Source organism: Pantoea sp. B9002 (genome assembly GCF_013385945.1).
Lineage (GTDB): Bacteria > Pseudomonadota > Gammaproteobacteria > Enterobacterales > Enterobacteriaceae > Pantoea.
In genome coordinates this window covers 44,236-60,752 of record NZ_JACAPA010000004.1, presented here as the reverse complement: position 1 = coordinate 60,752, position 16,517 = coordinate 44,236, and the positions used below count along the sequence as shown (strand labels likewise).

At 47.5% G+C, this 16,517-nt stretch carries 9 protein-coding genes and 1 pseudogene; all 10 read right to left on the bottom strand.

Annotated features, from left to right (window positions below; translation table 11 throughout):
* Positions 1-212: 212 nt before the first annotated feature.
* Positions 213-1,604, bottom strand: a complete 1,392-nt coding sequence (uhpT, locus tag HX773_RS03120) for a hexose-6-phosphate:phosphate antiporter (RefSeq protein ID WP_176970382.1) — start codon at positions 1,602-1,604, stop codon at positions 213-215.
* 137 nt (positions 1,605-1,741) lie between these two features.
* Positions 1,742-3,070 (bottom strand): MFS transporter, encoded by a 1,329-nt coding sequence (locus HX773_RS03115; protein WP_176970395.1) that lies wholly within the window; start codon positions 3,068-3,070, stop codon positions 1,742-1,744.
* Between the two features lie 10 nt (positions 3,071-3,080).
* A complete protein-coding gene (gene uhpB, locus HX773_RS03110) occupies positions 3,081-4,577 on the bottom strand; it encodes a signal transduction histidine-protein kinase/phosphatase UhpB (RefSeq protein WP_176970381.1) in 1,497 nt (498 codons plus the stop codon).
* Positions 4,577-5,167 (bottom strand): transcriptional regulator UhpA, encoded by a 591-nt coding sequence (uhpA, locus tag HX773_RS03105; protein WP_061718464.1) that lies wholly within the window; start codon positions 5,165-5,167, stop codon positions 4,577-4,579. The genes uhpB and uhpA overlap by 1 nt, the downstream gene beginning before the upstream one ends.
* Positions 5,168-5,315: 148 nt before the next feature.
* Positions 5,316-5,435, bottom strand: a pseudogene (locus tag HX773_RS25885) (HNH endonuclease); the annotation flags it as partial.
* Positions 5,436-5,930: 495 nt separating this feature from the next.
* Positions 5,931-6,710 carry a class I SAM-dependent methyltransferase gene (locus HX773_RS03100; protein WP_176970380.1) on the bottom strand — a complete coding sequence of 260 codons (780 nt, stop codon included), beginning with the start codon at positions 6,708-6,710 and terminating at the stop codon, positions 5,931-5,933.
* A 5-nt stretch (positions 6,711-6,715) separates the two neighbouring features.
* Positions 6,716-7,867: a hypothetical protein gene (locus tag HX773_RS03095; RefSeq protein WP_176970379.1), complete on the bottom strand. Its 1,152-nt coding sequence runs from the start codon at positions 7,865-7,867 to the stop codon at positions 6,716-6,718.
* 2 nt (positions 7,868-7,869) lie between these two features.
* Positions 7,870-9,027, bottom strand: a complete 1,158-nt coding sequence (locus HX773_RS03090) for a DegT/DnrJ/EryC1/StrS aminotransferase family protein (protein ID WP_176970378.1) — start codon at positions 9,025-9,027, stop codon at positions 7,870-7,872.
* Between the two features lie 72 nt (positions 9,028-9,099).
* Complete coding sequence (locus HX773_RS26115) at positions 9,100-12,417, bottom strand: glycosyltransferase (RefSeq protein ID WP_176970377.1); 3,318 nt, start codon at positions 12,415-12,417, stop codon at positions 9,100-9,102.
* A gap of 333 nt (positions 12,418-12,750) precedes the next feature.
* The gene (locus tag HX773_RS03080) at positions 12,751-16,275 is read right to left on the bottom strand and encodes a glycosyltransferase (RefSeq protein WP_176970376.1); all 3,525 of its coding nucleotides are present in this window, start codon (positions 16,273-16,275) and stop codon (positions 12,751-12,753) included.
* Between the last annotated feature and the right edge of the window lie 242 nt (positions 16,276-16,517).

Below are 16,517 nucleotides of genomic sequence, written 5' to 3'. Positions count from 1 at the left end.
ATTTGGTGTGGACTGTAACAAGGCGGTTACTTTTCTGAGGAAGTAAAGCGTTGGGGGAAATTGAGTTTTTAATTGTCGCGGAATTTGGCTTTATGCAGACGGACGCACGGTGGGCAGCGGTCGCCATAAATGGCGACCCTACAAAGCAGTTGGTCGTAGCGTCGCCATTTATGGCGACCGATTTACTTCTCTGGCGTGAAATGTATTACCGGCTAAGCCGCTTTGAGCTGTTGCAGGCGTTTCTCACGGCGGATCTTACGCTCTTCAAACACCGCCACCAGCGCCATCAGGGCGATACAGGCGATGGCTGCAGCATCGAGCGCCGCAAAGGTCCCGGCCCAACCGGTTAAGCCAAAGATTGGCGTGCCATCGGCGATCATCCCCAAGCCTAACTTGGCGAAGCTGTCGCCAATCAGGTAAGCAAAGGTGCCTTTGATGCCATCGGCGGCGCCAATGGCTTTTTTCGGCACAAAGCCGACGGCAGCAACGCCAATTAACAGCTGCGGACCAAACACCAGGAAACCTAAAGCAAACAGCGATGCCAGATAAACATACTGATTGCTGGCATGTTGATAAATGCCAAGCGTGGCGATAATTAACGCCAGTGCCACGCATGCCACCAGCGCACGACGACCATTCGCCAGATCCGACAACCAGCCCCACAGCAGCGTGCCGACTAACGCACCGACTTCAAACAGCGTGAAGCCCTGAATCGCCACCTCTTTTGACAGTTTTAACTCCTGAAAGGCATACACCGTCGACCACTGATCGATACCAATACGCACCACGTAGAGGAAGATGTTGGCAAAGCACAGCAGCCAAATCACTTTGTTTTTCAGCACGTACTCGACAAAGATCTGCCATTTGGTCATCGCCTGATCTTCGGTCTCTTTGTCCTCTTCGCTGATCTCTTCGCCAAACAGCTCTTCGGCTTTGCCCAGACCGTAAGATTCGGGTGAATCGCTGCCGTAGCGCAGACCGATAAAGCCGACCACCAGGGCGATCAGTGACGGGAACACAAACATGCCGACCACATGCCCATCGAACAGGTAATTGGCACCAAACAGCGCCACACCCGCTGCACCCGCGCCGCCCAGGTTATGCGAAATATTCCACATGCCGAGATAGCTGCCGCGTTTACGCCGCGGCGTCCATTTAGTGATGGTGGAGTAGCTACAGGAGCCGCCGGTACTTTGGAAGAAGCCGCTCAGCGCATAAAACGCGATCATCAGGAACAAACTCACCGAACCCGCGCCCATGCTGGCGCTGAAGCCCAGCATGCAGATTGCCGAGAGGATCAGCATAAACGGCAGGAACTGCTTGGTATTTTTCCCATCGGCGTAATAGGAAACCAGCGTTTTACCGACGCCGTAAGTGATGGAGAAGCCGAGCCCAATCATCCCCAGCTGCGTCATGCTGAGTCCGTAGGTGGTGATCATGTCGTTCTGCGCAATGTTGAAGTTTTTGCGGATCAGATACATGGTCAGGTAGCCGATAAAGACCACCAGATAGGACTGCATAAAGGGTTTGAACCACATCTTGCGCCGCTCTTCGAGCGACAGATTCAGGGTCGGCTTGCGCACCTGATTTAAGAAAGCCAGCATGGAGAGCTCCTGATTAATGACCTGCGTGATGGCAGGCATTGTAAAAATCAGCAGCGGTTTCGGCCTGAGACAACTGCCCGGCGCAACCGGGAAAATTTCTTAGTTTTGTCGATGTAAGCGTAAAAAGCGGGGATGCATCACACTTCCTCGCGCTGGCGCGGCGTTTGAGCATGCAGGAACGGCAAGAGCAGCAAGGCCGAAATGCCCGCCGCGCAGGCGATGACCGCGAAGAAACCGCTCCAGTGCCAGACATCGATCACCCGCGCCAGCGGCCAGCCGGAGAGCGATGCGCCCAGATAGGCAAACAGGCCAACAAAGCCGGTCGCCGCGCCCGCCGCATCTTTGTGCGAACACTCCGCCGCCGCCATGCCGATCAACATCTGCGGGCCGAAGACAAAGAAGCCGATGGTAAAGAAACACGCCGCCTGCATCACGTAGCTGGCAAACGGCATCAGCCACAGCGATCCCACTGACAGCAAAATGCCGGCGGCAAAAATCAGGTTCATCGGGCCGCGATTACCGTTGAACAATTTATCCGATCCCCATCCCGCCACTAATGCGCCACCGAAGCCACCGAGTTCAAACATGGTCACCGCCGAGTTGGCCGTTACCAGATTCACCCCCAGCGTCTCGGACATATAGAGATTGCCCCAGTCGTTAATCGCGGCACGCACCACGTAAACCAGCACGTAACACAGCGACAGCAGCCAGATGTAAGGGTTGAGCAGCACATATTTGGCGAGGATCTGTTTGTGACTCAGCCCCGCGCCCTCTTGCTGCTGGGCGATCTCCAGCGCATCGTGGCGCCAGTCCCCGACCGGCGGTAAACCCACGGTTTGCGGGCGATCGCGCAGGCGCCAGCAGATAAAAATACCGGCGACGATCGCCAGTCCGCCCGCGATCATCATGCCGGCGCGCCAGCCATAGTGTAGCGCGGCGGCCCCGACGATCATCGGGATCAGCGCACCGCCGACGTTTTGTGCCGTATTCCACAGCGCCCACCAGCCGCCGCGTTCGGTGCGGGAAAACCAGCTGGTAAGCAGACGCGCACAGACCGGCGATCCCCATCCCTGGAAAAAGGCATTTAACACCCACAATAATGCGAAAGCCCACAGCGACGTGGAGAAGCCAAACAGAATATTCACCACGCCCGTTGCTATCAGCCCCATGCCCATGAAGTAGCGCGCATTGGAGCGATCGCTGACGATGCCAGAGAAAAACTTCGACAGGCCGTAAGTGATGTAAAACAGCGTCGCCAGCAGGCCGATATCCGTGCGCGTCATCACGCCCGCCGCCAGAATTTCCGGCGACGCGGCGTTGAAGCTTTTACGGGTGAAATAGAACAGCGCATAGCCGAGCCAGATGGTGATCATGATATGGCGACGCCAGTAGCGGTAGTGCGCATCAATGGTCGCTTTATCCCGGATCGGCTGCGCGCTGGCCGGTGCTTTGAGAAATCTGAACATCATCTTTTGCTTATCCATTGCGCAGCGGTAACGTGACGCTAACGCGCGTGCCGTGAGTGCAGGAGATCCCCAGCGAGCCGCCGAGTGCCGTCACGCGTTCGCGCATGCCGGCAAGGCCAAAACCGTGCTGCGGGGAACCCAGCGGTAAGCCGCAGCCATCATCTTCGATCACCAGCAGCAACCGCTCGTCCTGCAATGTGCCTTGCAGCGTCACCGCGCGGGCGCTGGCGTGTTTCACCACGTTATTGAGTCCTTCCTGGCAAACGCGAAACAGCGTGACGCGCTGCGCTTCACTCAGCCGTGCTTCGTCGATGTGCCAGTCGAGATGGCTGATGATGCCGTGCCCTTCCAGCTCCATTTCCCGCATCAGCGAGCGAATAGCCTGCTCGAGTGAAAGATCGTCCAACTGACGCGGACGCAGGCGCCCAAGCAAACGGCGCACGGAATCGTAAATGCCCAGCGACAGCTGCTCAATCAACATGCCGCTCTGCTTCACACCACTTTCCGGGCTGATGCGCTGCATGATCCCGGCCTGGGTGCGAATTGCGGTGATGGTCTGGCCGATATCATCGTGCAGCTCGCGCGCCACTTCACGTCTGACGCTCTCTTCGGTCTCCAGCAGGCGTTCCGTTAGGCGGCGATTGCGCACCAACTCGGTTTGCAGCGACTGATTGAGCTCACGTAAACGCTGAATACCCGCGCCCAGCAGCAGCCCGGTCAGACTTTGCGCCAGCAGGGAGAGCAGCAGATCGACCGCATGATCGTGCCAGGTTTGGCTGGCGATCAGCGCGATGGCATTCATCAGTGTGGCGATCAGCGCACCCTGCCAGCCGTAATGCCACGCCAGCGCAATGATCGGCAGCGCCAGACAAAACGGTGTGAAGCGCGACAGCTCTGCGGGCAGCCCCAGCTGCAACCACAAACTGACGATAAACAGCAGCACATAACCAAACAGATGGCGCACGCGCCAGTTAACCGGCTGACCGACCAGCGACGGGCCGAGCGGCTGCCAGCGCGTGCTGGTGAGATAATGCCAAATCACCAAACAGGTTGGTGCTACGGTCAGTGCGCCGGTGAGCGTGAGCAGCACCGCATTCAGCGCGGCAGGTTCAGAGATCCACGGCAATGCCTGCAGCAGCGCCGCGCACACCATCGCACCGCCCTGCCACAGCAAGGTGTGCCAGTCGCGTTGATGACGATAACGGGAGATCAGCGCCACCGGCAGCAGCGTCAATAAGCTACCCAGCATTAATAGCGGCAGATGTGCCAGCGCCACTTCGCGCGACAGCCAATAAAGCAGCAACCACTCAGCACCGAGCAGCACCGGCCAGTAGGCACGCGGGCACTGCAACATCAGTCCAAGGCGCAGGCCAAAGGGAAACAGCAACACCGCCAGCTCAGGACGATCCGCCAGATGCAGGCTGATGCTCCACAGGCAAAACCACGCGGCAGAGAAGATGCAAAAACTGGCGATAACGGCAATCAGCCGTGAAAAGAGTGGCTGCATTACCAGCCATCAAACATGCGGCGCGCCAGTTCAACGTCGTTACTGACGTTAAGCTTTTCCAGCAAATTGGCGCGATGAACGTGAACGGTTTTCGGCGACAGGCCCAGTTCGGCCGCGATCTCTTTCACCGCTAAACCTTGCGCCAGTTTTTCCGCCACCTGGCGTTCGCGTTTGGTGAGCGGATCCTGACGTCCGGAGGCGAGCTTCAGGGCGATATCGGGCGTTAGATAGCAGCCGCCTTTGGCCACGGTATGCACCGCAGCGATCAATTCATCGGGGCTACACCGTTTGGAGAGGAATCCACGCGCGCCGGCATTGAGCGCCTGCTCCACCAGCGCCGGACTGTCGTGCACTGACAACATGATGGTCGCCATGCCTTTCGGCAGTTGGCTTAACAGCTCCAGCCCGGAAATATCCGGCATCGAGATATCGCAGATGCACACCTGCACGCCACGCCCCGGCAACTGATTGAGCGCTTCCCGCCCGGAACCGCATTCGGCAACGACCTGAAAATCCGGTTCCAGCCCCAGCAATTGGGCAAAACCCGAACGGACGATCATATGGTCGTCGATGAGCGCGATAGTGGTCATGAGGTTTCCTGGCGGTGAAAAAACGCGCTTACCTTAGCGATAAGCGGGGGAAGCTTCAAGGGGGTTGGGTGGCGGTGGGTCACGTAATTAGTTGTGCCCTTCTATGCAGGCTTAATCGTTGCGGCCAAAGTATAGAGCTGCCTGATCGAGGGCTCAGCAACCCGCGTGCAGTGAATTCTTCCGCATCGCGATGCTGCTGCGTATAGCGAAGCGCAATGTATTCAAAGATCAGTAACTCACCCGGTAATAAGTCACAATTGAAGCGCATAGCCCCCAGAAACGGAAAAATGTGGTTCAAAAAATTGGAATGGTTCTGAGGGGGAGTTGTCGGCAATTAGGGGGCGGACTGTAACATGTAGGTTACTTTTCTGAGGAAGCGTGGCACTGGGTAAAATCATTGTTTTAGTTGGGATGTGATTTGGATTAATACAGAAGGAATCACTGGGCTGCATTGGCCTTAGGTCACCATAAATGGCGACCCTACATAGCAGTTTGTCGTAGGGTCGCCATTCATGGCGACCGATTACTTCTCTGGCACGAAATGTAACACAGGATGCGTAAGCATCCTGTGTATCTCTGACGAAGTAGGTGTCGGTGTCGGTGTCGGTGTCGGTGTCGGTGCCGAGGATTTAGCTAACACAGCAGATAATACTCCCATTTAATTATTATATATAATCTAATAGTGCAATCTCTCATTCTAATTAAATGAGCAGCCTGAATAAATTGCCGCACAATTCAGTTAAGTACGGCATTTTAATTATTCTTAAAAACATTTACTCTCAAGCAAAAAAATCGGACGATTCAAAAACTCACCTAACGAATCATCGCGTTTAACATTGTCAGCATTCACTTTTTCATAAACCACATCATTTTTATAACTTCTGATGGCAACACCAATTTCTTTTACCTTCCAGTATCCATTAGTGCCCTGCTCAATAAACTCAATCATCTCCTTTTTGCTGCCCTTTTCAAACAAAGGAAATCCCTTATTACCTCGCCAATTGAAACCCAACTGGAACAGAAGGCGATGGCAATAAGGCGCCATGCCATTGAGTTCACGAAGAATATTATCTTTGATACTTCCCAAATTCAGAGTTTTATCACCGTAATCGTCGCCAACATGATGAAGAACGTTTAAAAGAAATCCCACATCATATTTATCAGAAAAAGATCTGAAGTCGAAATAGCAATTTATTATCTCCATCTTCTCCTGTAAAGAAAGAACGTCAATGGATTTTTCAACAAATTTAGCGTGCTCGTAATTTCCTTCAATACTGGTTACGTGACTCGCTTCTGCAGATATTGCTGAAAATGAGAAAAATCCAAGATTACAGCCGATATCGATGACATCGCAATGTGAGAGGTCAACAATTTTTTTCATAAAGTCAAGGCGTTGCACTTCAAACCTAGACCCTGGTGTATAATCAACGTTCCCTAACACTTCCTGCAGGATAATCGGTAATGTCTGATACAATGCATGCTTGCCTGAATCAGCTTCATTTTTTAGTTGCGACTTTAAATCTTCAATAAGGTCAGTACGCATTTTCTTTACCACTTGTTAGTTTTATGAGATTTATTTTTACAAATCTCTATGAATGGAGAAGCAATCTCTTTAAAGAATAAGTGAATCGTTTCTTTTTTAAGATAAATATCATGCCGCAGGGTTTTTATTATAAACCACGCAAGAGATTCTCCTTTCCTAAAATATCGCCGAGGTTTTTCACCACTTGCAATATTTGCAACAAGCCCACCGAGCCAAAGATAAGAATGAGCGAAGGTGTGAGATTCACTATCAGCATTAACGGGTTCGTTTGACACCGGTTTGATACCTGCTTTAATAGCAAGCTGGAACGGCCCCCATAATCTTGGGTTAGCTTCAATGAGCCAACTCTCATTATCTATTTTCATCATTTCAACCATGATTAAGCCATGATAGTTTACCGATCGTAATGCCAAAATAACTTGCTGCTCGAAAAGTTTATCCGGACATTCGCAACAGATTGCTGCTATAATTGACTTACCTTGGCTCTGTTGAAGCAAGTTGCGTTGATAACGTATGATAGGATTAATTGGATCATTGAAGTCCATCAAATAATAATAGCTCTCACCGTCAATATACTTTTGAAAAAAATACTCTTCAGGCGCATGTTTACGGGTAAAATCGACATATTCTGATAGTGACAAAATCAAATGAGGATAAATCTTTTCACCTGTTAATTCTGAAAATTCTTTGCGCGGCTTTGCAACAAAAGGAATGTTATTTTCGTTGAGCCCAGGAATATTTTCAGGTGAGTTAACACCAAACATCCCCGTTAACTGGATAAATGATTCTTTATCGGACACTTGAGCGTAGATTTTATCATCGCATAAGGCGACATTTAATCCAGCTTGCTTAAAAATTTCACGCTTTGCCAAGATAACTCTGTTAATGGACTCTGCAGTTGGAACAAAATGTAGAATATCATTGGGATGTTTATTTTTTATACTTATGACACAAGTGCTCATATCATTATGATCAAGTGTATCCAACTTTCTTTCAGCATCGATGTGACATTTATAATGCGTAAGTTTGATCTTATCTTTGCCTGGTCTGGCAATTAAGGAGAATTGGATACCTTCCTTACGAAAATAACGACAGGTTGCGATTATCGCGCGTTCATTAGCGCCCGTAAAAATAACATATCGTAATGATCCTTGCATGATTATGCAACCTTGGCATGGCTGGCAATTAGCAGTGCTTGAATAATATCGTGCTGCTGCGAATCTGTCAGGGATGGATAAATAGGTAAGCACATAACTTGCCTGGAAACTGTAAGTGCCTGTAACAAATTCTCGGGCCGAGATGAATCATATCCCTTATACATTGGGAATTCCGAGATTAATGGATAGAAATATCGACGGGCGTAAACACTTGCACTTTTGAGATCTTCATACAACGCATCACGCGTCATTGGAAAAAGTGTCTCATCGATAAAAATTGGACAATAAGAATAATTCCACTCTACGCCTTCAGGAATTACACCAAACCGCAATCCTTTAATTCCTGATAATTCACGCTGATAATTTTCATATATAGTTTTCCGCCGCTCAAATGCGCCATCGACATGCTTCAACTGCAATACGCCAAATGCAGCCTGAATCTCATTCATTTTTCCGTTTATGCCAGGTGCAACCACAGTGGTTTCATCGGCAAAGCCAAAATTCTTTAGGAAATCAATGCGACGCTTAACGTTCTCATTGGGACAAATGATTGCTCCACCTTCAAAGGTGTTGAAAACTTTTGTAGCATGGAAGCTGAGAACAGACAGATCACCATGATTAAGAATACTTTCCCCATATTGTTTCACAGAAAATGCATGAGCGGCATCATAGATAACTTTAAGGCCATAATTATCTGCAATCTCCTGTATTTCTTGCATATTACAGGGAATACCATAACAGTGTACAGGCATAATCGCCGTCGTTGCCGGTGTAATCGCAGCCTCTATCTTACGTGGATCCAGGTTGCATGTTGAAGCATCGATATCCACAAAAACTGGTTTAATATCGTTCCAGAGTAAAGCATGAGAAGTCGCCACAAATGAATAAGGTGTGGTAATAACTTCACCTGTGATGCGTAATGCCTGAAGTGCTGTCATTAGTGCAAGTGTTCCGTTGGCAAACAGACTTATATGCTTCACACCAAGATAGCTAGAAAGTTCATTTTCTAATTGAACATGAAAGGGCCCACCATTAGTCAGCCTTTTGCTTTCCCAAATACTTTCCAAATAGGGAATAAACTCTTCCAGCGGTGGCAATAAAGGGCTTGTAACCAATATATTGCTCTGATTGTAATGCGGACTCATCACGTTTTTTTTCATTTTTGTATCACTCAGTTGAAGCATGAATTTGGTTGCAAAGCATTTAAGCCTGTTGCTTTTGTAATTATCGACTTAGTTCGTAACACCCAACCTAAGCCAAAGAGCCTCAAAATATCTCTCGCTGCATGCAGTGTCTTCATTAAAAAGCTTTATGTCATCTGTGTGCCGCTTTTCATAGTCTTTCCATACAATGGCAGAGGAAGATAATATTCGACGCCATTCAGCAACTTGATTTTTTACTCTCACAGCTGGCCAGTGATTATCAAACGATTCAACATTGCTACAGAAAATGGGTAGGCCGCAGGATAAATAAAAACGTTGAAGAAAAGCATCCTTAAACCGATTTTCCTCATTATTTGTTCGTATAATGACAGCTAAATCGATGTGCAATGGTTCAATATCTTCAATTGCCAAAAGACCCGACTTCATCCTGTGGGCCTCATCAATCCATTGATTCCATTCAGGGTTAATGTCACCTAAGATTACCCATGAAATACAATCGGCTGTGATAGCAAGAATTTCGGTCAATAATTTACGGTCAGAAGAGCTTAAATCTCGTGCGTCACAAACAACCCTTGGACGTTCAGGTAGTGCGGCTGAGAGTTCGGTTACTGATGACTGTAAAAAAAACATCGGTAACAACTCGATATTTTTTTGTTTTTTTGTTTCTAGCCAACGTTGCTGTTTACAATGAGACACCAGCCAACCATCTAATAATTTATAATTTACCCAACGTGATAGTCGGGCACTTTTCAGTTCATCACTGATGAAATAGTAGAGTTGGCACTCAGTCATTTTCTTAAAGTACTCAACTTCCTCAGCATCAGGCATCGAGACATCACCTGAAAGGATCATTATTTTTGGTTTCAGTTTCGCTATTGTTATGAGCGAGGGCATTTCCTGGAAATATAAAAACGAAATTTTCCTTTGTAAGTGGAGTTTGTTCAGGAGATAACTCAGTCGCTGACTATAAAGATCAGCATTATCCACATTAATAAACACCACTACCTGTAAACCTGCTTGCTTGTCTGCCAACCAATGTGAATACAGGTGCTCTTCTGAGGTAAAATTCTGTTTTTCAACCGAGTGCCTTGCACTGTAGCCGATGTCAGCATGGCATAGCTTTATTAGAGCTAATTTTTTTGTGTTTACTGACTCATAGAGAGAAACATAACTACGTGCTTTTCCATCCAATGCAACGATGCTATTGGGTGTCCATAAGGAAATAAAACCCGCCTGTTGCATTTTAAACATCATATCAATTTCAGCTGAGGCTAAATCCATAAAGTGATCGTCTAGCCCCTTTGCCTCAACCCAACTTTCACGAGATACAAGCAAACAATGACCATCCATAAAGCGCTGTTGACGTACTGCAAGTAGTCGCCCTGCTAATGCTGATGATTGCCAGTGTTCTCCTGCACCAATATGTCCTGCATTTCCATGAGGGCCAATAAAGACTCCAGCAGATATAATCCGCTCATTTGTGCCGATGATTTTCGGTCCTACGCAGGCAACATTTGGTTGGATCGCCATACTCATCAATCCCGGCAACCAATTTTTCATTACGAATAAAATCTGGTTATCCAGAAAAAGGAAAAACTGCCCTCTTGCTTTTTCTATTGCGGCATTATGCAATGCTACTGGATTCCAGGCTATCGGCAGCTGAAGAACACGGATTGTCTCTGGGTCAATAGTAGCTAACCCTGCTATCCACTCATTCAGAGCTTCATTCTTATGAGCATGGTTAACAATAATGATTTCAACGTTGGGCCAGCTGTTGTTTTGTAAGAATCCTGTAATCGCTCGCTCAATCAGCGAGAGTTCGTTTCCAGCAAGTAATATGACTGAAACCATCGGCCCTCGATTGTCGGTTGTACCTTCAATCGGATTAAGGCTTTCTATAACGTCATTGGTTGACTGGCGATGACTCTTCAGTTGCTGATAGGCTTCGAAAACCTGTTCATTCTCAATCGCCTCTGCTTGAGAGCATTGAGGCTCATCTAACTGGATTAATACATCTGGATAGATCACAATTGTATCAGCGCCACTTGCCCCATTAAGCTGACACAGCAAGTCAAATTCGTAAGACTCGTCATAACGCAGTGCTTGCTTACCTAACGCTGCAATTCCCTTGCGAGAAATGACGCTACGCTTCAAATATAAGTGTGGTGCATGGCAATAGAGATCCCAATCAATCGCAGCCCTAAATGCTGCGATATCATCATTCCCTTGTTGATGCCAGACTTCATCGGCGCAAAGTGCCAGCGCCGAGGTATCACGGATAAAGGTAAGTAAGGTTGCAAATGCCCCAGCGACATACGTTGCACCAGCAGGAATATTGTGTAACCAGTCAAACGTGTTTTGCTCAACCTGCGCAGCGAGAGTGATGAGATAGTTACCTTTTAAGACAAATTGACCCTCAGCCATTTTCAACTGAGGCTCCACCTCTCCCACCACTAAAACCGTGACTTGTTGGGTTTGCAACGCAATAGACGCAAGTGTCTGACGAAGTTTTTCCTCCTCTCCTTTATTGACATGTACGGCAATAAGGAACCTAGGAAACTCGGCTCTGTCCAGTTGAAAAATGGGATGATGAGGTGGCACTGTTCTCGATGTTAACCAACCTTGCAGGGTCGCCTTTTTACGTTCACTCTCCTTCAAAATCGCCTGACGCTGCGTTTGAGCAATGAAGAAGACTAACTGTTCGTTAGCCAGTGATCGTCTGTCCAGCATCTTCTCGCGCAACGTACCCATCGATTCCCGAACGCCCTTGAGGGAGTCAGGATGATCATCCCAAGCATAGCCTGCAGCCCCGGTATCTTTCAGCGTGGAAGCGGTGACCGCATATTTTTCCAATCCCTTGATTGACAATGCAACCACTGGGCAACCGCATAAAATGGCTAGCGCATTTGTTCCTGACGATTCGAAACTATACAGGACCCGAGCACGCTTCAGCTTGACCGCAAGATCTTCTAAAGAAAGTGGATTGCGCATAGAGAGTATTTCTATATCTGCGGGAAGCTTCGTAAAATCCACACGGCTTTCTGGAATACGGTTTAAATATAAAAGAGTCAGATCTTTATTAGGATTATCGTTACAAAACAGTTCCAGATCATAAAGTTCAAGCCTTAACAACGGGTCAGCATATTTCCCAGCAAACTCCTGCCGATACCAAAAAAATAAGTCGTCTCGCGATGATTCAATTAGATTTCCATTCATCACGCCTTCACGGTTCAGCATGTAGCGCACTACGACGGGTGCTTTAAGTGGATTACCGCTAACGATCTCAGGATAGATGGCAATAATGGGGATACCCTGAGCATTGTGTTGATTGAACTGCGCATCCGACAATACAGGGGTATTCCAGGCAGGATTGGGTTTGGCATTCACGAGCCATGCCTTGTGCCCTTTTTCATTAAGCAGGTGACACAAATAGTGCATCACCTGTATGCCGAGCGACGAGGACGTATAGTTCGGCGTCATAATGTAATAAGGATAAGATTCCGGACCCTGCATTGCGTATGTATTCCTTGAGTAGTCTCGCTTAGCGGAACGCGTCAGTCCCGAAAAGGCTTAATAGAAATACTCTGACACGGCAAAGGCTGAAATCAGGCTTCGAATACCGCCATTTTTTACCCTCTTTTTTTGTCATAAACGCTGGCCGCATGACAGTTGCCAGCGGTACCTCAACCTCCTAAGAGAGAGAATGTCCTTTTCTGTTTTTCAGGGCCGCCATGCTGCCAGCCAGTTGGTTACATTCTTGCGATTGAGCATCCATTCCTGACGCAATCGGGATTGCAATTCCAGACCGACTCGCTCACTTTCATCACGATCTGCAAGATGCATGCGTATCGCCTCTATCCAATCGGATAAACGGTTTTGTACACGTGTTACCGGCAGGTCGGTATTTCGATAACACTCCACATCACTGCATATGACCGGAATAGCACAAGCACCATATTCCATTAACCGTAAGTGACTTTTGCAAATATTGAATATGTTGTCTTCAACGGGTGCCAGAGCAAGATCCAGATCAAGGGAGGCCAATTTTGCTGGATAAAGCGAAATATCCACACCAGTATGGAACTCATGCACATAAGGACGAAGTTTATCAGGGCACATACCCATAAATACCCATTCGACTTCGTTGGCCAGGGCTTTGACAACATCAGCAATCATTTCTAAATCGCCCTGATGGCTGGATCCACCGGCCCATCCTACCCGAGGTTTACGCCCTTGCTGGCGAAGACTGTGTAGATTCCCCCACCAATCGACAGGTAAACAATTTTTTACCACCCGAATATCTGGATGGAATTCGCTTAGGGCCTCCGCTAAAGGTTCTGTAGAGACCACGAACCGATCAAAGAAACTGAGGCTTTTGCGTAATTGCTCTTTTACATCGGCATTGAAATTTTTCCGATTATTATGCTTTTCCGGTAGCTCTATAATGTAGTCATCCAGCTCAAACACCTTAAATACATTGCTTAAATTACCAACTCGTTCGATCCAGTTATGAAAGGCGGGTGAGTAACGACGCTGGATAATAAGGCTATCGGGCTGAAACTGTGCCAATTCACTGATATTTAGTAACGTTAATCCATTCTTACCTTGTGCAATTCCAGCTTCTTCCATTGCGGCAAAGGGTTTAAGCATGCGGTAATGACCACAACCCGCCGTATCCGCATGATTAACAAAGATTTGTGGTACCTCGTCACGTCGTGTTGGTTGCCAACTTAGCCGGCTATCTGCTCCCAGATCAAAATTTCGACTACGTAAGGAGAGATTCGCGTTATAAGCCGGATCGTTGGCTATGAGTGGCATCCAACGTTTGAATAGCTTGTCTTCTTCCAGCTGTTTCATTTTTGCCGACGCATGGGGTGACTCGCCGTTAAAACGGCTTTTCCTGCCAGCGCTGCGTAAAATACGGGCATAAGGTGTCCAAACCACTAAATAGCCGATTTCACGCGCGCGCAAGCATAAGTCAACATCATCAAATAATAGGTTTTGACTATCAAATCCACCTAAATCATTGAAAACCGTCTGACGCACCAGCATAAAGTCCCCTGATACGGCACTGTAATTTTGATCAATATGCAGGCGTGCCATAGCTGAAGATTGGCTATCGTCATAGCCTCGGAAAACATCTCCTGCAGCACCATTTGCGCCTAGAATATAGCCAGCATGACGAATTTTGTTATCCGCCGACAATTGCTTGCCGCCTACAATTCCAACTTCCGGACGTTGACCATGATTCATCAACAGCTTTAGCCATTCACCGTCAGTAATGGCGAGCTCACTGTGCAGGAAAAGGAGATAATCGCCGCTGGCTTGACTTGCCGCTAAATTAGCCATTGCACCATGATTAAAGGCATGACCGTAGTGAAGTACACGAATCAATTGCGGATCAACGGTAGATATCGCGTCTAGCCATGCATCACGTTCAGCTGAGCATTCATTATCTGCAACAATGAGTAACTCGTAGGGCTGATAGCGTGTTTTTTCCATTAATGATGTCACACAGGTAATTAATACTGGCAAACTGGCGCTGGCCAAAATAATGATTGAGACCTTAGGTGTGAGCGAATGGTTATAACGCAGCCGATAATTGTGGAATTGGTCAAGGTCTATTTCTGCGTCACTATAACCACGATGATGAAGATGACGCTGAATAAGCTGTGCATCTAACGCGATATCACGTTTTTTTAGTTGTGCAGTCAGCAGAGGTTCTGCAACATGCCCTATACAATTTAAACCTTGCGAAACAATGAGCTTAAGAATCAAATCTAATTCAGCTGACTGACCAGCGGTGGGATCCAGCCCTTCTGCTGCAAGCAATAGTTCTCGTTGAAAAAGCCAATGCTGCGACATGGTTTTCGGTGAACTGAGCAACATATCCAAATTAAAGTCAGGGCGGAATGCTATTCCCGCTGGCTCCCCTTGAATAAAGAAAAATTCGTCTGCATAAACGGCCAGCATCCCTTTTGTCGATAATAAATGCGTAGATAAGGCAATCAGCCCAGAGAGATGGAATATCGTTCCTGCATCAACAAAAATAAACCACTCAGCTTGGCTATCACTAATAAACTTATTAACTGAAATAATATAATTTTCATTTGATAGGATGTTTTGAGCGCTCTGATTTTCTTCATCGCTCAGGCCAATAACGACTGTTTCTAATGTTAGCAATGCAGAATCGAATTTTTTTACCGAGACCAGAGTGCTTTCAAGTTGTGCTGCCGTACTCTCTGCCGCATTAATAATGATTGCCAGAGAAACAGGCGTTGAAAGCTGCTGTCCAATCTGATTGAGATATTGCTGTTGAAATGGCTCAAGCGTACGCGTACTCAGCCATTGGGACAATGTATTTAGACTAAGATGGTGTTGCTGGGAAGTACGTAAGTCTTTTTGTGCTCGCTGCTGAGGTTGTGAAGCTAAACAAACGCTTATTTGCTCACGCGGCGAGCTCATCTGCTTAAACCAGGCAGACGTACAAATGAAATCGTTGATTCGCTTACGTTGCTCAACTACATGCTCTTTGGAATCACGTTGATGAGGTTGCGAATATACATCTGATTCGCGTATGGCACAGAGTGATTCAGGCAGCCAAATTATATCGCCTTTTGGCAGCAACTTGCAGTAGAGCGCCAATGCTGAAACATCGGAATGAACCTTTCCATTAATGCTGAATAAGGCCTCTCTTTTAGGCATTAATGAGACGAGTTGAGCACGAGGTATCAGCGTGGCCCCTAACTCACCCAATAGATTGTAATTAAGGCTGGTTTGATAGCGCAGAACATCTTTGCCATCCATTAAGCTCATTTCTGACAGTAATGCTGCAGTGGATATATTGTCAGGAAGAGGAGTACCCAGCGGGCTAATTAACTTACGTTTGGCCACAGCCAGAACAGCTTGCGGATGTTTAACAAGTGCGCATAGCATTTTATTAACACAATCTGGCGCAAGCACTTCAGCATCACTCATGAATTTCACATATGCGCCACGTGAGGTTCTAATAGCCTGTTCAGCTGCTTTGTAATATCCAGCGCCTGTGGTCAGGAAATTAATCTTATGCCCGGCTTGTTTTAGATAAGGCTGTACGCATTTGGCAACAAATTTTTCATTGCTGTGATCAATAATAATAATTTCACAATTTGTATAATCTTGCGCCAATGCGCTTTGCAGCGCCTCATTTAGCCAGATCGGAATTTGTGCGGTAATGATGATACTGACAAGCGGTGGTTGGTTCATCTCACAAAGTCTCCCAAAGCGCCAACCTGCGCCGCAGCGGCATCAGAAAAGGCAGATAATTGGGATAATGTTAATGATCAAAGTGACTTTTAATCCTGCAAGTAACACAGAGAATCGTGGCTATTTCTGACTTTTTTCTCCCTGTAGCGACTTAAAAAACTCAAACCCTTCCAGTTCATTCCCTGCCACTGATGATGTTTATAGAGATAAAAAAAACGGGGAATGTCATTAAACATTCCCCG